15 protein-coding genes are annotated in these 18,632 nt (G+C 43.2%); 10 read left to right on the forward strand and 5 right to left on the reverse strand.

The genetic code is table 11. The features are described 5' to 3' along the window. From A3766_RS19260 to A3766_RS19285, 6 genes are all read left to right on the forward strand, one after another. A partial coding sequence (locus A3766_RS19260) for a DUF3418 domain-containing protein (protein WP_156508989.1) occupies nt 1-2,178 on the forward strand: 2,178 nt, incomplete at its 5' end. Between the two features lie 159 nt (nt 2,179-2,337). Continuing rightward, nucleotides 2,338-3,459, forward strand: a complete 1,122-nt coding sequence (locus tag A3766_RS19265; protein ID WP_068510751.1) for a beta-ketoacyl-ACP synthase III — start codon at nt 2,338-2,340, stop codon at nt 3,457-3,459. Between the two features lie 39 nt (nt 3,460-3,498). Then, nucleotides 3,499-4,257, forward strand: a complete 759-nt coding sequence (locus tag A3766_RS19270; RefSeq protein WP_082865131.1) for a VacJ family lipoprotein — start codon at nt 3,499-3,501, stop codon at nt 4,255-4,257. Nucleotides 4,258-4,380: 123 nt separating this feature from the next. Further along, nucleotides 4,381-5,862, forward strand: coding sequence for a DUF3336 domain-containing protein (locus tag A3766_RS19275; RefSeq protein WP_255375156.1), 1,482 nt, complete (start codon nt 4,381-4,383; stop codon nt 5,860-5,862). Between the two features lie 159 nt (nt 5,863-6,021). Next, the gene (locus A3766_RS32500) at nt 6,022-7,692 is read left to right on the forward strand and encodes an ExeA family protein (RefSeq protein ID WP_304438873.1); all 1,671 of its coding nucleotides are present in this window, start codon (nt 6,022-6,024) and stop codon (nt 7,690-7,692) included. 1 nt (nt 7,693) lies between these two features. After that, nucleotides 7,694-8,521 (forward strand): general secretion pathway protein GspB, encoded by an 828-nt coding sequence (locus A3766_RS19285; protein ID WP_068510690.1) that lies wholly within the window; start codon nt 7,694-7,696, stop codon nt 8,519-8,521. A 4-nt stretch (nt 8,522-8,525) separates the two neighbouring features. Here the strand turns inward: A3766_RS19285 and A3766_RS19290 are convergent, their stop codons facing one another. From A3766_RS19290 to A3766_RS19300, 3 genes are all read right to left on the reverse strand, one after another. Beyond that, nucleotides 8,526-9,209 (reverse strand): zinc metallopeptidase, encoded by a 684-nt coding sequence (locus A3766_RS19290; RefSeq protein ID WP_068510691.1) that lies wholly within the window; start codon nt 9,207-9,209, stop codon nt 8,526-8,528. 89 nt (nt 9,210-9,298) lie between these two features. After that, nucleotides 9,299-9,484: a helix-turn-helix domain-containing protein gene (locus A3766_RS19295; RefSeq protein WP_068510693.1), complete on the reverse strand. Its 186-nt coding sequence runs from the start codon at nt 9,482-9,484 to the stop codon at nt 9,299-9,301. Between the two features lie 118 nt (nt 9,485-9,602). Beyond that, entirely contained in the window at nt 9,603-10,364 is a 762-nt protein-coding gene (locus A3766_RS19300) for a sulfite exporter TauE/SafE family protein (protein WP_068510695.1), read from the reverse strand. A 117-nt stretch (nt 10,365-10,481) separates the two neighbouring features. Here A3766_RS19300 and A3766_RS19305 point away from each other — a divergent pair, with 117 nt between their 5' ends. Continuing rightward, nucleotides 10,482-11,012 carry a SprT-like domain-containing protein gene (locus A3766_RS19305; protein ID WP_068510697.1) on the forward strand — a complete coding sequence of 177 codons (531 nt, stop codon included), beginning with the start codon at nt 10,482-10,484 and terminating at the stop codon, nt 11,010-11,012. Between the two features lie 94 nt (nt 11,013-11,106). On the opposite strand, the gene fdxA is transcribed toward A3766_RS19305, so the two are convergent. Further along, nucleotides 11,107-11,430 carry a ferredoxin FdxA gene (gene fdxA / locus A3766_RS19310; RefSeq protein WP_068510699.1) on the reverse strand — a complete coding sequence of 108 codons (324 nt, stop codon included), beginning with the start codon at nt 11,428-11,430 and terminating at the stop codon, nt 11,107-11,109. A 157-nt stretch (nt 11,431-11,587) separates the two neighbouring features. Then, nucleotides 11,588-14,218 carry a DNA mismatch repair protein MutS gene (mutS, locus tag A3766_RS19315; RefSeq protein WP_068510701.1) on the reverse strand — a complete coding sequence of 877 codons (2,631 nt, stop codon included), beginning with the start codon at nt 14,216-14,218 and terminating at the stop codon, nt 11,588-11,590. 782 nt (nt 14,219-15,000) lie between these two features. On the opposite strand from mutS, the gene A3766_RS19320 reads away from it, so the two are divergent. The 3 genes from A3766_RS19320 to A3766_RS19330 are packed head-to-tail and all read left to right on the forward strand — an operon-like array spanning nt 15,001 to nt 18,619. Further along, nucleotides 15,001-15,834 (forward strand): hypothetical protein, encoded by an 834-nt coding sequence (locus A3766_RS19320; protein ID WP_068510704.1) that lies wholly within the window; start codon nt 15,001-15,003, stop codon nt 15,832-15,834. Beyond that, complete coding sequence (locus A3766_RS19325) at nt 15,834-17,522, forward strand: GH3 auxin-responsive promoter family protein (protein ID WP_068510706.1); 1,689 nt, start codon at nt 15,834-15,836, stop codon at nt 17,520-17,522. The genes A3766_RS19320 and A3766_RS19325 overlap by 1 nt, the downstream gene beginning before the upstream one ends. Continuing rightward, nucleotides 17,522-18,619: a hypothetical protein gene (locus A3766_RS19330; RefSeq protein WP_068510708.1), complete on the forward strand. Its 1,098-nt coding sequence runs from the start codon at nt 17,522-17,524 to the stop codon at nt 18,617-18,619. Before A3766_RS19325 ends, A3766_RS19330 begins: the two co-directional genes overlap by 1 nt. Nucleotides 18,620-18,632: the final 13 nt, after the last annotated feature.

Consider the following 18,632-nt stretch of genomic DNA (forward strand, 5'->3'; position numbering starts at 1 on the left):
AATAATCAATTAAAGCGCTTTTGCCAGAAAAACTTCCTATCCGCTGTGCGTATGAGGGAGTGGCGCGAGATACATAGACAACTATTACTCGTTTTAAAAAGCATCGGCATCAAGGAAAATGATAGCGAGGCTTCTTATGACTCTATTCATAAGGCTTTATTGAGCGGCTTGCTTGGCAATATCGGTAAACATGAAGAAAAACGCGAGTATCAAGGGTGTCGAAATCGACGTTTCCACTTATTTCCCGGGTCTGGCGTAAACAAAAAGCGCCCTAAATGGTTATTTGCCGCTGAAATCGTGGAAACTCAACAAGTCTATTCCAGATATAACGCAAGGCTCGATCCTGCATGGATAGAACCGCTTGCAAAGCATTTGGTAAAACGTTCTTATGCCGAACCTCATTGGGAAGCCAAAAGGGCACAAATAATTGCCAAAGAAAAGGTGACCTTATACGGACTTGAAATTGTCTCTCAGCGCCCAGTTAACTACAGCCAGATTGACCCAGGAGTTTGCCGTGAAATATTTATTCGCACCGGACTCATAGAGAGAGAGTTTCGCACCAAAAATAAGGCTATCGCTCATAACTTAAAGCTTATTGATGAAGTGGAATCGATTGAAGACCGCACGCGTCGTAAAGATGTCCTGGTCGATGATGAGGTGATATACGGACTTTACGATAAGGCTTTACCTGAACACATTGTGAGTGGTGCTGCATTTGAAAAGTGGGCAAAAAAAGCAAGCGAAGCTGACTCAAAGCTAATACGGTTTACAAAAGGTCAGCTGCGCAGCGAAAATGCGGATTCATTCGATCCGGGCCTATATCCTGAACATATTGAAAATAATGGCATACGCTTTCCTCTGAGTTACCAGTTCAAACCCGGCGCTGAAGATGATGGTGTAAATATCTCGGTGCCAATTAATGCAATAAAACAGCTAACTGTAGATAAACTCGAGAAGATAGTTCCTGGCTTGCTTCGTGAAAAATGCATCCACCTGATCAAAACGCTTCCCAGAACTTTGCGAAAGCACTTTGTTCCTGTGCCGGATGTTGTAGACAAGATACTGCCAAAGGTTGAAGCTAGTTCACGCCCTTTGCTTGAGATTCTTAGTGATGAGCTAAAAATTATAGGCAGCATATCTATTCCTATTGAGGCCTGGAATCTTGAGTCACTAGACAGTCACCTGCGCTTTAACATTAAAGTGCTGGATGAGCGAGGCCGGCTGATTAACCAGGGTAGGGACCTCGTTAAGCTTTCGCAAAAAGTTGAGCATTTGGCAAAAAACGCCGCAAAACTGGAAGAGAACCGACCTGAAAAACAAGTTGATATTACTGCCTGGGACTTTGGCGAGCTCAAACAATCCCAGATAATAAAACAAGCGGGTATTGAAATGATGCAATACCCGGCGCTTCAAGATTGTGGAGCACACATCAGGCTCATTCATTGTAATGATAAGCTAGGTGCCGAGGCGATTACGCGAATTGGAATTGCGCGATTACTAAGCTTTGAGCTCCAAGGTATTCGCTCGCAATTCAAAAAAGCGATTAAAAACTACCAAAAGCTAGGCTTGCTTTATGCACCTGTCGGGCAAGCCAGCGCACTTTATGATGACTTTCTGATTGCGGCAATATGTTTGCACTTCCTTAATGGAGAGCTTCCACGCAATGCAGAGCAGTTTAGTGCTTGTCTACAGGGCGGTAAGGGTGATTTCCTTAAGATCTGCGAAGAGTTCAGCGCTCTTGTTTTCGACATACTTAATCATTACCACCAGATAATGAAGCGCCTAAAAGGTAAAATGAACTTGGCAGTAGCTATGCCTATGGCTGACCTTAAACACCAGATTACCTGCTTAGTCTACGATGGCTTTTTGCAATCCACGCCCTATACCTCGCTAAAGAGCTTTCCTAGATATTTGCAAGCTTGCTCTCTACGCTATGACAAAATGGCAAGAGATATGGCCAATGAAAGGCGCTATGTACCCTTACTATCCGAATGGTGGGAGCAATACGAACTTCGAAAAAAACAGCTGGATGCTCAAGGTTTAAAGTGCGAAAACCTGGAGCGATTTCGCTGGTTACTGGAGGAGCAACGAGTGTCTTGGTATTCACAGCAATTGGGTACGAGTGAGACTGTCTCAGAGAAAAGGTTAAACAAACTCTGGGAGAGCGTTAGGCGGTAGCCGAATACTCACCAAGGTTGGCTCAAATATTGGTTGTCATTAAAGCTCGTAAAACGTAATCTGTGCAGCTATTTTCTTACTTATCGGCTTGTACTTAGTGCAGGTTTTGAATCTAAACGCGGTACGCTTGTCATGCTTGCCGTTAGCAAAGAGGTGACCATGATAAAGGCTGCTATTTCTGGTACTGGGCTGTTTACACCAAGTGAATCTATTTCAAATGATGAGCTTGTTGCGAGTTTTAACGCCTATGTGCAAAGCTTTAATCGTGAAAATGCTGACAAAATAGCCGCAGGCGAACTCGAAGCGCTACAAGAATCTTCTTCCGCTTTTATCGAAAAAGCTTCTGGAATTAAAAGCCGATACGTAATGAATAAGGCTGGCATTCTTGACCCTGAAATAATGCACCCATTGCTACCTGAGCGCTCCAATGACGAGCCTAGTATCTTATGCGAAATGGCCGTTAAAGCAGCCAAAGATGCGCTCAAAAATGCAAACAAAACCGTCGCTGATATCGATGCCGTCATCGTCGCTTGCTCGAATCTACAGCGCGCTTATCCAGCTGTCTCAATTGAGGTTCAAAGCCAACTTGGTGTAGAAGGCTTCGCATATGATATGAATGTGGCGTGCTCATCGGCCACATTTGGCCTTCAGGCTGCGCTCAATGCTGTTCAGTGCGGTTCTGCCAGGGCTGTATTGTTAATAAACCCGGAAATCTGCACAGCGCATTTAAATTTTCGTGATAGAGATAGTCACTTTATCTTTGGTGATGTCTGTACCGCAATCGTGATAGAGAGAGCTGACACAGTATCTTGTGATGACTCGTTCGAAGTTGTCAGCGCAAAATTAAAGACAACCTTCTCCAATAATATTCGTAATAATTTTGGATTCCTGAATCGTTGTGCTCCCGGCAGTGAAGGCTTTAGTGATAAGCTATTTGTTCAGCAAGGGCGAAAAGTATTCAAAGAGGTATCTCCACTCGTTGCTAAAATGATCAATGAGCACTTGGCGGAAAACGAGCTTAGCGCTGAACACCTAAAACAGATGTGGCTCCATCAAGCTAACTTAAGCATGAATCAGCTTATCGCCAAGCGTGTATTAGGTCGTGCAGCAGAGGTTTCTGAGGCACCTGTTATACTGGATGAATATGCGAATACTAGCTCGGCCGGTTCTGTGATTGCATTTCATAAGCATCGATCAGAACTCGAAACCGGTGATTATGGTGTACTTTGCTCTTTCGGTGCAGGCTATTCTGTTGGTAATATAATCCTAAAGAAACTATAACAACTAAAAAGTAAGCAGAACTATAATAAGAGATTAAGTATGCGCTTTTGTTACCACGCTCTAATTTTATTATTTCTAAGTACCTTTACGCTTAATGCATTCGCTAATGATGAAGCAGAAGAGCCTTATTATGACCCTAGATACGCAGAAATAGATCCTTATGAGTCATTTAATCGAAGCATGTTCGTATTGAATGATAATTTGGATGAGTATCTCGCCACTCCCTTGGCAAAGCTTTACAGATTTGTAACGCCCGGTTTTGTCGATAAAGGTGTTACCAACTTTTTTGGCAACCTCAATGATGTCGAAACCTTTGTTAACTCTTTGCTGCAGGCTAAGTTTCACAACGCGGTTGTTTCTCTTAACCGAGTTATCTACAACACTGTTTTTGGCATAGGCGGCTTGTTTGATGTTGCGACCTCATTTGGCCTGGAAGCCAGCGATGAAGATTTTGGACAAACACTTGGTTATTGGGGTTATGAAGAGTCTACCTATCTTGTGTTACCTGTTCTAGGGCCATCTACCGTCAGAGACTTTAGCGGACAAATAGTAGATTACGTTGCCGACCCGGTTGACTATCTTGTCGAATTCTCAACTGAAGAAAGTATTGCTCTAAAGGCTGTTGATTTAATAGATACACGAGCAGACCTGCTAGCTGCGAACAACTTATTATTCAAAGAAGACCGCTACGCCTTCTTCAGGAGTGCCTATTTGCAAAATCGAAACTTCCTTATTAAAGATGGCGAAGTAGAAGACCCGTTCGCTGATGATGAAGATTTTGATTACGAGGACTTCTAATATCAGGCTTATTTAACATAAGTTCACAGGGCTTAATACAAGTTCAATATATCTGCAGAAAAAAATAACCTATAGTTGATTGATGGGATAAAAGATAAAATCAACTATATGGCTCGCTTTAAGATGCACACCACGATAAAAAAAGAAAAACAAAGAATGTCGCAGGCTACCTCATTCCTTGAATGGAAGGACGCCGCTCAAACACTCGACTCCATGCAACATAATGATGCCTGGAAAGACAATATTGCTTCTGATGTATATAACTACGAACTTATTTCTGATCGACTCTGTCTTTTAAGAGAGCACAAGCAAAATGGTGATCTCACCGCTTTGTATCGAGACATTCGCGAAGGCTTGCATCATGACCTTGGCAATATGGGTGACATACGCCTTTATAACCAATGCTATTACGGCACCAAAACACTCATTGAAGAATACGTTGAAGAAGTTTGCGATTGCCTTTCCTATCTTTGCGATAGGCAAACCTCTGATATGCCATCAAATAAAAAGTTAGATTTTTTTAAAGATGTACTTTTATCCTTCGGTCGCCCCGCATTATTGCTAAGTGGCGGCGCTTCCTTAGGAGTCTTCCATATCGGTGTTGTAAAGGCCCTGTGGGAGCATGGCTTATTGCCAGATGTCGTAACTGGCTCAAGCGCCGGTTCTATCATTGCTGCCGCCTTAGGGACGCATACCGATGACGAACTACCTTCCTTGTTTGACCCTAATACCCATAATATGAAAGCCTGGAAGTGGATGGGCCTATTGAATGGTATTAAAGGCAAAGGCTTTATGGATCAGCGTCAGCTGCAAGACTATATTCGTAGTTATGTAGGTGAATACACGATGCAAGAGGCCTACGAGAAGACGGGGCGGAGTATTAATATCACTGTTTCGCCTGTCCAGGCTCATCAAAAGGCTAGATTATTGTCAGGTTACACATCTCCATACATGCTAACGTGGAGTGCATCGTTAGCGTCTTGCGCAGTTCCAGGAATTTTCCCCCCGGTTAAACTGCTTAAGAAAGATGAACATGGACACAACGTACCGTATATGCCCCGCTTACGCTGGGTTGATGGCAGCATGGTTAGCGACTTGCCAATCGAGCGCCTAATGCACCTCTACGATGTTAATTATTCTATCGTAAGTCAAACCAATCCTCATGTAGTGCCTTTGCTGGAACGAACAAAAGGGCTGTCTAGTAATCGTTTCTTAAAATTACCCCTAGCGCTTGTTAAAGCCGAAGCAAAATTTCATGGCCAGGCAGTGAGTGACTATATAAGAACTCATACCAAATCTGAGATGCTTCGACAAGTTTCTGGTCATGCTTATTCTATGATGTCTCAGAATTATTATGGCGACGTCACTGTTGCTCCAAATTACAAGCTTGGGCACTATATGAAGCTGCTTAGCAATCCCGATACGAAATTCATGAAGGAGTTAATGCTTCAGGGTGAGCGCGCGACATGGCCTAAATTAGCGATGATTCGTACACATTCCAAAATAAGCAAGACACTCGAGAGCTGCATTTCCCGCTTAAAGACTGATGTTAGAACGCATCGTGGGAGCCTTAGTTTAATTGATGATCATAAGGCAATCCGTTAGCGAGTGTAAGGACTTGCTTTTGGCGAGCCCTGTCTTTAAGCTTTGCGTTTGCTACCAAGCTAAACTTCGCAACTACGCTAAGCTGACGTCATGTATCAGGACTTTTTTGGTCTTAAAGAACTACCTTTTTCTATAGCGCCTGATCCCAGGTATCTATATATGAGTGAACGTCATAGAGAGGCGCTTGCTCATCTTTTATATGGTGTATCCGGGCAGGGCGGTTTTGTTGTTCTTACAGGTGAAGTTGGAACAGGAAAGACGACAATTTGCCGTTGTTTTTTAAATCAGATTCCAAAAAATACCGACGTAGCATTCATCATAAATCCGAAGCTCTCGGCACGTGAGCTTATGGCATCAATATGTGATGAGCTTGGAATAGCGTACCCCGATTCAGCATCAATTAAAGTCTTAAATGACCTAATTAACAGCTACCTGCTTGATGCACACGCTAACAATCGCCACACCGTACTCATTATCGATGAAGCTCAAAACCTTAGAGTTGATGTACTAGAGCAGCTGCGCTTGCTTACTAACCTTGAAACATCTGAAAAGAAATTACTTCAGATAATTTTGCTTGGGCAACCCGAATTAAGGGAAGTGCTAGCTCAGAATGATTTAAGGCAGCTCGCTCAAAGAATCACTGCAAGATACCACCTGTGTGAGCTGAGTAAAGTTGAAGTTGGTGCTTATGTTAATTGTAGATTATCGGTTGCGGGGCGACGCGGGCGTTTATTTAATCAAAAAGCAATAAAAACTCTTTTTAACTTGAGTGGTGGCGTACCGCGATTAATTAATCTTATTTGCGACCGCGCCTTGCTCGGTGCTTATGCAATGCAAGAGGATGTTATTGATGCAAAACATATTAAGAGCGCATACGCGGAAATACAGGGGCCAAAGTTTAAGCAGCCACTAAAACTAAGTTCGTCAATCAAAAGGGGGATAATTGCTGTCCTGCTAACAATAATTGCCAGTATTGGAGTATTTGCTTTGGACAAGCGATACGACAACAGAATAGCTGAGCTGGAAAGTATAATCTCTTCTTCCAAAACAGAGCCCGAGCTGCACCCAGCCTCAGTAAAACAAATCACTCCTGAAGAGGGCGACGACTCCAAGGCTATATCAGAAAGCGGTACTTCAGCAGAAGAAGTGGCAGATTTACAGCAATTTTCAACTACGGAAAAAAGCCCCGCTAAGGCTCCTTATGCTGATAACTCATCAATACAGATCCCGATCATTAACGACCTATCTTCTCTCAAAACCCAGAAAGATGATCGATATCATGCATATCGCATGATTTTAGAGCGTTGGGGAATCGACTATCCTTTAGCCCCCTTTATGCTGGCCTGTGATTACGCCGAAATGTACGGTCTTAAGTGCTTGCATAAAAATGGTAATTGGCGCTCGTTACTAAAGTTAGACCGACCCGCGGTGTTAACCCTAGTCAATGACTATGGCGAGTCGCTATATATCGCAATACTGGGGGTTGAAGGTAGTGATGCCTTGGTTTCACATAAGAATGAGAAGTATTGGGTTTCTCTTGACGAAGTTGATCGCTACTGGTTTGGGGAGTACTCAATTGTTTGGAAGGTTCCTCCTTACAAATCGAATCTCGTAATGCCAGGACAGAAAAAAGAAGAGGCATGGTTGAGGAAAAGCTTGTCTCGACTCAGTCAGTATAAAGCCAATAAAAGCGAACCAATTGAAGACCAGATTAAGCGCTTTCAAGCCAGCTCAGGCCTTGTGCCTGACGGCATCGCGGGCAGCATGACGCTGATTCATATAAATTCGCGCCTTAACTTAGGCGTCCCTCGACTTATGGGGGCGAATTAGCATGTCATACATTTTAGACGCCTTGAAAAGGTCAGAACAGGATAGGCATCAAGAGAAGGTTTCTTCGATTAATAACGATATGATGGTAATGCCAAGGAATATGTCGCGACAGCCTCTTTGGCCTTACCTCCTAATATTTGTCCTTTTACTTAATGCAGGTGCGTTGATATTTTATTTTCTAGGCAGCAATTCTACTGATGAGAGTGGAAGCTCTGAAAATAGCCTGTTAACTGACAATAAAGCACTCTCCTCGACTGAGCCGGACATTAAGGATACTGGCCGTAAAACCAAGGCACTTCCATCCCATCTCATTGATAAAGCACCCATTCAAGCAAAGCCTCTTCCTATTCTAAAGGATGACTTTTCCGATAAACGCTCTGCTAAGGAGGATAAAGAGCCAGTCGAAGCTGACGATGTTATCCGACCTAAAGCGGGTGTTAAGCGCATCAGCCCGCCGCTTGCCGAGCCTTATTCCGAAGCAGCCCCGGTTTCTAAAGCTGTCGAGGAAAAAATATTGCCGACAAGTGTGAACGACGAGAGCGATAGAAGCAAACAAATTAGTAGTGCACCAAATGCATTTTCAGACCTTCCTCTACTAAGTGAAATGAATATTAGCTTTCAAAGGGGGGTTCCGACAATAGAATTTAGCAGTCATATCTACTCTTCAGAACCGAGCGCACGAAGAGCCATGATTAATAATTTGTACTTAAGGGAAGGGGATGGTTTCTCTGGCTTAGTCATTAGAGAAATTGGAGAGTTTTATCTTGCGCTAGACAAGCAAGGAACCATCTTCAAAATACCGGTATTGCGCGACTGGCAAGCGCCATAGAACGTTAGCGCCGCAATATGGCTAGCCATCGCCAGACATTCAATACACTTGCTAGAGTTGCCGCGACGTAAGTCATTGCAGCAGCTTTAAGAATCTTACGGCAAGGCTCGATTTGATCATCTTGCAGATAGTTACCTTCGGTAATTATCGGAAGTGCCTTGTTAAAACTTGCATCCCACTCCATAGGCAATATTACTAATTGAAGTGCCACTGAAATAAAAACAGCACAAAGCCCGCATAGTAAGCTAATAATTCCGAGTTGTGGTACCTTAAAAATAACAACAAGAACCGGAATAATCCCAAGCATTGCGATCGCAGCCTTTTCTATCAATAATGCTATCGGGGTGTACCGCTCTCTTAGTCTGACTATCTTTTCATTCCTATGATACTGAAGCGCATGGCCAAATTCATGGCATGCGATAGCGACTGCGCTAATAGAGCGCCCATCGTAGATGTATTTGGATAGCCTAATCGTAGACTCATGTGGAGAGAAATGATCTTGCCCGTCAGGGCATTCTTCAACCTTAAGGTCTACTAGCTCGAATCTTTTAGATAAGTGTTTTACTAACTCAGCACCGGTACCAGGAATATCAGGTAAATCTTGAGCATATTTTTTTATGGTGTATTTAACCCATATACCTGGCGTAATGAGTACAAATAGAATGAGGGCAATTAAAATATAAATCATAAGGCGAGTGTAGCTTGTTGCTAAACCAAAAAAAAGCCCGCTTAATCGCGAGCTTTATAAGGCAACCTGAGCTTTGTTAGGACAAAGCCTTAACCGTTTAGCCTCTTTTCAATTTCAATATACTTAATAACAGCATCTTCAGGAAACATGAGCTCGCTTCCTTGTTTAACGCTTTTAATTAAGCTCTCGCGGGCATAGCGTTTCACCGTAACTTCGGTTTTTCCCATCATTGCGCTTGCTTCAGCGAGTGTTAGTAACTTTTCTCCGCCTGACATACTTTGCTCCAAATAATATTAGTCGTAAAAAATCGAATATGTGAATTAGAGTATAGTTAATGCAAATAATATTTCCTGAATTGTTTGTAGCATTAAGTTAATTTTATGTTTCGAGCATTTAACTGAGGAGCGCGGCAATGCTTGCAAATATAGTCATAATAAACAGGAACCACTTTAGCGTATTCTGACTGACATTAATTGTGATCTTCACAGCCAGGTAAGCACCTGCAACAGAACCGACCGCGAGCAAGAGGCCTGGCGCCCACCATACTTGGTCCCGCCATACAAAAAGACCGAGAGCAACTAGAGTAAAACCGAGTGTGCACACCACCTTTAGCGCGTTGGTTCGAGCCAGATCGTAACGGAGGCCTCCAGCAATCGCAGCAATTAAAATAAAACCAACGCCCGCTTGGACGAACCCACCGTAAAACCCGGCTATAAAAAGCATTGGTATAGATTGCTTTTGCTCCATTACTGAAAAAGCCTTGGTGCCTTCAGTTACCGCAATAGCGGAGGGCTTAAATAAGATTATGCCGGCCATGATAATCATCGCGCCGAGCAAGGTTGGTTTCAGGTAGTCAGCAGGCATATAAGAGGCGAATGCAGCACCAACAAGCCCGCCAAGCATGGTGACAAGCAGAATAGATTTGATATCGGGAATATCAAGCTTTCCGTGCTTGGCAAAACCTCTGTATGCAGTAAACGATTGAAGTACGACACTGACTCGATTAGTCGCATTTGCAATGTCGGGAGGAATCCCCATTACCATTAATGCTGGAATTGTAAGATTGGAGCCTCCACCAGCCATGGTGTTTATAATGCCTGCGAGAAACCCTGTTATGATTAATACCAATATATAGAGTAAGTCGAGTTCATACATGGCGTTTTCCCTAAAGGCTTGGTGTGACAAAAAATAAAGCTGGGCATGGTACTGTAAATTTTTGCATAATGCACCGCTGTATATGAACTTAAGAAGACCGAAAAACACTTAGCCAAGATGAACCAAAGCAACTATCAAGCTGATGTGCAATCATCGGTAGAACACTGCCTGCGGCAGGCAGAACATCACCTTAAGAAAAGCTTCGTTTATCACAACCTTTGCTTTCTTCTAAAGGGGCAAGCTGCCGGCCAGTTTGTCGTCACACAAAACGCTTTTAAGACTTATCGATACAAGCTTCGATTTAATCAGGCGCTCTTAAATCAAAACCAACAAGCCTTTATCGAAGAGGTTGTACCTCACGAATGTGCACACCTCATCGTCTATCAGTATTTTGGTCGCTATCATGAAGGCAAGAAGGTAATGCCGCATGGACGACAGTGGAAGCAGGTTATGTCAGAAGTATTTAATGTTGAGCCAAAGGTAAGGCATAACTTCTCAAGCGCGAAAAGGGCACGACGAACCTTTGCATATATTTGTGCATGTCACGATCGAATTCATGATTTGAGCGCAATTCGACACAATAGAATCGTAAGAAGTGATGCAAGATATGTATGCAAAAGCTGTAAGGAAAGCTTGAGAATTAAATAGGCCAAAGTGAATGAGGCCAGGCAGTTCTTATTTAAGAGGAGCTTGTCGTTAGCGAGCGATCTGACGCCAGTTAACGACAAGGCGACTAAAGAATTTACTTCTCTAGATATTGAAGCTTGTTAGGAACACCGTCCCACTCTTTAGCATCTGGAAGCGGGTCTTTTTGCTCGGTAATGCAGGGCCAAGTCTGACATAGCTCGGCGTTTAGCTCGATATACTGCGTCTGGTCGGCAGGCAATTCGTCCTCAGAAAAGATTGCATCAGCTGGGCATTCTGGCTCACAAAGTGCGCAATCGATACATTCGTCAGGATCGATTACCAGAAAGTTAGGGCCTTCATAGAAGCAGTCTACAGGACAAACTTCCACACAATCTGTGTACTTACACTTAACACAGTTATCGGTTACAACAAATGTCATATTGCTATTCCAGTGTTTGGTCTCATTAAAATTATGCGGTGTATTCTAATGTCAGATGTGACAGGGTTCAAGCTTAAACGCCTGTCATAGCGCAAATGTTACGATTATTGACTTAAAACACAAGTAAGTTAGCGCAAGAGACAAGGCATCATATAACTTAGTTGATCAATCTTCGTAGCTCATAAAGCTTATCCAATGCTTGCCTAGGGCTAAGCTCATCAGGGTCCAGGTTAGCAAATGCTTTCTCAATCAATGAAGGCTCTTGTGCAAACATATCACTTTGAAATGCATTTTGTTCTGAAATAGAGTCAGTAGCTTGTGTTGCAATATTGCTTGCAGTTATGGGCTCAGACGGCTCGCTTGTTTCCGTAGACTCCAAAGAACTTAGCTTTTCCTTCGCCTTCCCAATAACACTATCCGGAACACCTGCGAGCTGCGCGACCTGCAAACCGTAGCTTTGGCTTGCGGCGCCTTCAAGAACATTATGTAGAAAGATAATTCTATCTTCGTGCTCAGTAGCGCTCAGGTGAACGTTGACAACACTCTCGTGCTCTTCAGCAAGCTGCGTCATTTCGAAATAGTGAGTTGCGAACAAACTATAAGCTTGGATATTTTTAGCCAAATGCTCTGCACTAGACCATGCAAGCGACAAACCGTCGAAAGTGCTGGTACCTCTTCCTACTTCATCCATCAAGACCAGACTGTTTTCTGTAGCGTTATTCAAGATGTTCGCAGTCTCGGTCATCTCAACCATAAAAGTGGAGCGACCGCCTGCCGTATCGTCAGAACTTCCCATTCGTGTGAATATTTGGTCGATTTCACCTATTGAGGCTTTACCTGCTGGAACAAAACTTCCTGTACCTGCTAGCAATATAATCAGAGCAGCCTGGCGCATATAGGTAGACTTCCCCCCCATATTGGGCCCGGTAATCATAAGCATTTTTCGCTTTGGATCTAATATCAGATCGTTTGGCACAAAAGGCGCTGTACTGAGCTGTTCAACAATAAGGTGTCGGCCTTCTTCAATTAACAGGGTGTTACCCTGATTAAATTCCGGCCTATTGAGATTTAAAGTGTGAGCTCTTTCAGCAAAATTGCTAAGCACGTCGAGCTCAGAAAGCCCTTTTGCACACCTCTGAAGCGCGTCAATCGCCTCATTTAATTCATCAAGTAGGCTTTCGTAAAGGGCTTTCTCGCGCGATAAAGCGCGACTTTTACTGCTCAGCGCTTTATCCTCAAAAGCTTTCAGCTCTGGCGTTATAAAGCGCTCTGCATTTTTTAGCGTTTGACGCCTTATATATGCATCGGGCGCTTTATCTGACTGAGCTTTTGAAATCTCGATAAAGTAACCATGAACTCTATTGTAACCAACCTTCAAGGTCGAAAGCCCGGTTGCCTCCCGCTCCTGAGTCTCTAGATCGATTAAAAATTGACCGGCATTTTCACTGATATTGCGTAAGTCATCTAGCTCTGCGTCAAAACCATCTTTTATCACGCCGCCATCTCTAATAACGACGGGAGGGTTATCGATAATTGCTCGCTCTAATAACTCAGCTAAAGAGGGGTGTTCGGATATATCTTTAGCTACTTCACCAAGACTTGGGCAATCAACTGACCTTAAATCTGCCTGTATGGCGGGTAGTAGTATTAAAGTGTCTCTAAGTCGTGATAGGTCACGAGGGCGTGCAGATCTAAGCGCAATCCTGGCGAGTATACGCTGTACATCTCCGACTTGTTTTAAATTCGTTTGAATGGCGTCGTAGTTATAGGATTGCTCAAGTGAAGACACGCAATCTAGACGGGCATTCACAATTTCCCGGTCTCTTAAAGGGTGGTGGAGCCAGCGCCTAAGCAAGCGGCTACCCATTGCAGTTTTACAGGCATCCATTGCCCACGCCAAGGTGTGATTACTTTCGCCAGCAAGGTTGGTGTCAATTTCTAGGTTCTTGCGACTGGCTGCATCGAGTAGAATGTATTGACTACGCTCTTCTTTATTGATGGTGACAATATGAGGCAGCTCATTACGCTGAGTATCCTTTGCATACTGCAGCAGACAACCCGCCGCGCAGATAGCTAATTGCATCGAATCGATACCAAAGCCGCTTAAGTCTTTCGTTTTAAATTGAGTAGTCAATAAGCTTTTTGCGGAATCAAGATCATAAAGCCATGGAGCTTGGCGTCTAAGACCAGTTAAGTTCTCAAAAGCTCCTTCATATGGAAACTCTTCACTTATTAAAACTTCCGACGGTCTAATACGCTGCAACTCGCTTATTAGGTCGGGCAAGCCTCGAACTTGCGACACAGAAAAGCGTCCGCCACTCAGGTCTAGGTAGGCTAGACCAAAGGCTTCCTCATCACCAAAGGAAATTGAGCAGAGCAAATTGTCACGCCGCTCTTCTAGAAATGCCTCGTCAGTCAGCGTGCCGGGAGTGACAATTCTCATTACCTTACGCTCAACCGGCCCCTTGCTTGTTGCCGGGTCACCTGTTTGCTCGCAGACAGCAACCGACAAACCAGATCGAACAAGCTTTGCAATATAATTCTCAGCGGAGTGATAGGGGATACCCGCCATTGGAATAGGGTTGCCACCACTCTTACCGCGTGCCGTTAAAGTGATATCTAGCAATTGAGCCGCTTTTTTTGCGTCATCGTAGAACATCTCATAAAAATCGCCCATTCGATAAAAGACAAGCTCATTAGGGTGGTCCTTTTTAATGCGAAAATATTGCTGCATCATCGGAGTATGTTTAGATTCACTGTTTTTAGCTAACTCAGGACTTTTTGACATAATTCGGGAGAAGTTCTTTTTAATTGGTTGTATATGGACTTACCTAAAGCAAAGCATTAGACGCACAACTTGTTTTAACCTTAGAGGGGGTTCCAGCTGTAGCCGCGATATATAGATGCGACTTTATTGTCGACAGAATTCTAACAAATCACGTCTCTGTCTTACCAGAAAAAACGTAATCGAAAAATCATGTCAAACACTAGGTTTTATTCATTTTTAAGCTAACTCCGAATTATTTGTTCTTAGACATAAGCTAAAGAATCCCTCTTTTATTCTTCGTTAGATTAGCAGCAGGTACACCTAAATCATGTGTTTTTAGTTGTACGAAAAGCGACTCAGTTATCATATCTAAGCATACATGTGTGTTCCATTTATCATTTTCGTCTTTGGTGCACGTTAGTACTCTTGTTATAAAACACTTCTATTGTAAGATCACTTCGATATTTCAATAACCTTAAAATAAAAATGTAAATATTATTTATATCTGTTATTAATCAGATATTTATATCTCAGTGAAATCTAAAGCTCAGATAGCTGGAGCCCACTTAGGGTCGCGTCGAGTATCAAGATTTGTCTGTCTAATTATTACTAACGATAGATTAATCTGTTGCATTTTTATTATAGCGAACATTTGTCTGCTTTCGAGGTTTGAAATTGTATGTCAGAGAAAACTGAATTTTAGTTTTAGTGAATGCTGGGGGGCGTTTGCTATTGATCTGATTTAAATCGATATAGCCTTTTTATGTCTAGTGCATTATTAAGGTTTAAAGCAGGGAAATGGCATGACAAACAAAAATAAATTATCAACTCGCTTCTATTCAATAAAGAATATTTCTGTTCCTCAACTTATCGAAATGCATAAGTTATTTGTCCAGTATTACAATAACGCCGAGTTTGAAACGTTTGCGACAGATATGGGCAATAAAACGGGAGTTTTTATACTTGAGGATAAACTAAGCAAACGAATTATCGGTTTCTCAACATGGACCGAATTAGAGCTAGATCATGGTAATGAAAAAGCTATCGGTATATTCAGTGGTGATACCGTCGTTGATAAGGCGTATTGGGGAGATAAATCACTTCAAAAAGCTTTCGCAATAAAGTTATTTTCGACAAAACTCAAGAACCCTAGAAAGCATGTGTTCTGGCTACTAATTTCTAAGGGCTATAAAACCTACTTATTGATGACGAACAACTTTCACCAATTTTATCCCTGTCATCAACATCATAACCCGAAGCTAGAGAGTATTGTTGATGAATACTGTAACAAGCTTTATCCGAGCGCTTACTGTTCAAAAAGCCGCTTACTCGATTTTGGTGACGAATATCAAAACCTCAAGGAAGGTGTTGCCTGCATTACGCCAGAAATGAGAGATGAAAACCGTGATATCGACCACTTCGCAAAACTTAACCCAACGTGGGAGAAAGGTACTGAACTACCTTGCGCGGGCGAAGTAACTATAAGTATGTTACTCGATTTCATGCAGCGTAATATGATTCCTTTCAAGAAAAAACAGAGTCGGCAGAGTCTTCGTCAAAAAGCAGGTCAGGTCAGCAAAGAGCTGGGTGATGATTTGCGCCAAAGAGCTGATTCACAGAATTTGGAGCTATCTTAATGTCATTTCTCGGCTCGCTTGCTTCGAAAGGTTTGCATGTTGCGTCACACGCGCTATCCAACAAGGGTGGCGCAAGATTCCGCAGCGCTTGTCGTTCAGTAGAAGAGTCGCAATTATCGATTCTTCAGGGAATACTAGAAAGCGTTTCAGGAACTGAATCCGCAGCCAAGTATCACCTTAGGGAAAATAGCAGCCTCTCCGAGTTCCAAACATTGCCAATTAGCGATTATGATGTTTGGCACGAGCAAATAGAGCGCCAGCAAGCCGGCCGAGAAAATGTTTTAAGCAACATCAAGTGCGAGCGTTATCAGCCCACGAGTGGTTCCACCTCTAAAATGAAGTGGATTCCCTACAATCAAGCCTTCCTCGATGAATTAGATCAGGCAATTAGTCCCTGGATGGCAGACTTATACCGACAATTTCCTGAGATAAAGCAAGGCAAACATTATTGGTCTTTGTCATGGGTCCCGAGCGATCTAAGGAATAAACTTACGAGCAGCATTAACGATGACTTGCAACTTCTCCCTTGGTGGAAGCGTTTGTTTATGTCAGGGACAATGGCTGTTCCTGAAGCCATTTCACTTGCGAATACTTCTGAGGAATCCTCAATTGCAACGGCATGCTATTTAGTTGCTTGCCGGGACTTGTCGTTTATCTCGGTATGGAGCCCAACCTTTGCGCTAAGCCTGTTACAGTTAATCAAAGATAAGCAGCCTCTTATCGTTGAAGTACTAAACTCCGGTCAGTGGCCTGAGACTCTTTCTGGCTTATCACATCTATCCGCACCCAAAAACCCTGACGCCGCTAAGTCGTTAGATGCTTGGGATGGTGAGTTAAGTGCTAAAATGACAAGTATGCTTTGGCCCAAACTTGGTCTCATCAGTGCTTGGGACACCTCATCATCTAAAATTTGGGCGAACAAACTACGCGACTTGTTTCCCCATTGTCGTTTTCAAGGAAAGGGCCTTTGGGCCACTGAAGGCGTCATTAGCTTCCCGTTTCAGGGGAAATACCCATTAGCACTGACTAGTCACTTTTATGAGTTTGAGGACCTGGACACCAATCAAATACATACTAGCTGGCAGCTAACGGAGGGCCAGAATGTACGTCCCATTCTAAGTAGCTCTAATGGTTTACTTCGCTACGCGATGAATGACCAGCTGAAGGTAACCGGCTTTTTAGATCAATGCCCTTGCTTTGAATTCATTGGACGCCTTAGTGGTGTTGATATGGTGGGTGAGAAACTGTCGCCAGAGCTGGCAGTTAATATTATTAATGAGTTTTCCATGCATGACGCTATTTTGCCAATAAGCTTACTCGCGCTCCCTTCTTATTCTGAAGCAAACTTACCTCGCTATGCTTTGTTATGCGAAAACCAGGCTACATATAACAGACTTAACACTTGCGAGCAGAAAAACCTACAGGTCGAACTTGATCGCGAACTAGAAGAATTTTTGCTCCAGAACTTTCACTATAAACTTGCTCGCGAACTTGGTCAGCTCGATCATGCGCACGTTTTGCTCATGGAAGATGCCATGCAGGTTTATACCTCGCATAAGATAGCGCGTGGCATGGTGGCTGGTAACGTTAAAATTGAACCTCTGGTACTTTGGCAAAACGAACTATTCTCTCCTCAATGCTCGAGCGCAAGCAATGAACAGCAAAACAGAGTCGAGGCCGTAAGCTAATGAGCCAGCGCTACGAAATTCGCCCCGCCGAAGATGGTGATTCAGCTGCACTACTACGCCTGATTGATCAAACGCCACAGGAAGGAGAAGTGCACCTGAATTTTGAGCGCGCACCTAACTTTTTTCATGCAACAAAGGTGACCACAACAGATCCGGATGTTTGGGTCATGATTGATCATAAAACAGAGACCTTGTTGGCCTCATTCAGTATTGGTAAGCGCGAAGTTTATGTCGACGGCGAAAAAAGATTAACCCGTTACGGCAATGATCTACGTATTCACCAGGATTATCGTGGCGGAAGGACACTGTTACGTTTATTCAAAAAGTATCGAGAACTGATGCAGGATGAGTGGATGCAGACTGTGATATTGGACGAGAATAAAGCCTCTATCAACTCAGTCGGAAGTGGCCGTCTAAGTTTGCCGACTTATCACCAGGCCGGACAATTTCGTACTTATATGGTAGATCTGTATAAGAAGCAGCATAAAGCCACAACACTTTTAGTGCGACGAGCTAGCAATGCCGATAAAGCTCAGATGCAGTCTTTTTTCGATAAGCATGCGCCATCAAAGCAATTTTACCCTGTCTATGACTTTTCAAAAATTGGCACCAAAGACAATTACTATCGCGGGGTCGATATCGAAAATTATTTCCTCGCTTATGATGACGATGAACTTATCGGTATGTGCGCCGTATGGAACCAAAAAGATTTTAAACAAACGCGCTTTGTATCCTACCAAGGCAAGATGAAAGCCCTCAGGCACATCAATAATATTAAGAGTAAATTCTTTGGCGGCCTCCAGCTACCAAGTCCTGGAAGTTTAGCGAGCTACCTTAGCCTTCACACGGTTCTTTGTGCCGACAACCGGATTGATATCTTTCAAGATTTGCTGAGCTGCATCCTTAAAACCTATCACGCAAGTGATTATGAGGCGCTTATCTTTGGTTTTGATACGCGCGACCCTTTACACGAAGTTGCAAAAAACTTGAAGGCATATCAGCTTTTAAGTAATCACTATCTCGCTAGTTATGGCGATGACCCGAGCAAAGAAATGAAGCAACAGGGCTTGTTTTATCTCGAACCAACACGTCTATAATTAGCAGTAAGTT

The organism is Oleiphilus sp. HI0132, assembly GCF_001635845.1.

Coding starts and splice junctions, on each gene's coding strand:
- A3766_RS19295 (WP_068510693.1), bottom strand. CDS start 9,484: ATGTCAGGCGGAGAAAAGTTACTAACACTCGCTGAAGCAAGCGCAATG.
- A3766_RS32500 (WP_304438873.1), top strand. CDS start 6,022: ATGAGTGAACGTCATAGAGAGGCGCTTGCTCATCTTTTATATGGTGTA.
- A3766_RS19320 (WP_068510704.1), top strand. CDS start 15,001: ATGACAAACAAAAATAAATTATCAACTCGCTTCTATTCAATAAAGAAT.
- A3766_RS19305 (WP_068510697.1), top strand. CDS start 10,482: ATGAACCAAAGCAACTATCAAGCTGATGTGCAATCATCGGTAGAACAC.
- A3766_RS19270 (WP_082865131.1), top strand. CDS start 3,499: ATGCGCTTTTGTTACCACGCTCTAATTTTATTATTTCTAAGTACCTTT.
- A3766_RS19275 (WP_255375156.1), top strand. CDS start 4,381: ATGCACACCACGATAAAAAAAGAAAAACAAAGAATGTCGCAGGCTACC.
- A3766_RS19285 (WP_068510690.1), top strand. CDS start 7,694: ATGTCATACATTTTAGACGCCTTGAAAAGGTCAGAACAGGATAGGCAT.
- A3766_RS19300 (WP_068510695.1), bottom strand. CDS start 10,364: ATGTATGAACTCGACTTACTCTATATATTGGTATTAATCATAACAGGG.
- A3766_RS19265 (WP_068510751.1), top strand. CDS start 2,338: ATGATAAAGGCTGCTATTTCTGGTACTGGGCTGTTTACACCAAGTGAA.
- A3766_RS19325 (WP_068510706.1), top strand. CDS start 15,834: ATGTCATTTCTCGGCTCGCTTGCTTCGAAAGGTTTGCATGTTGCGTCA.
- A3766_RS19290 (WP_068510691.1), bottom strand. CDS start 9,209: ATGATTTATATTTTAATTGCCCTCATTCTATTTGTACTCATTACGCCA.
- mutS (WP_068510701.1), bottom strand. CDS start 14,218: ATGTCAAAAAGTCCTGAGTTAGCTAAAAACAGTGAATCTAAACATACT.
- fdxA (WP_068510699.1), bottom strand. CDS start 11,430: ATGACATTTGTTGTAACCGATAACTGTGTTAAGTGTAAGTACACAGAT.
- A3766_RS19330 (WP_068510708.1), top strand. CDS start 17,522: ATGAGCCAGCGCTACGAAATTCGCCCCGCCGAAGATGGTGATTCAGCT.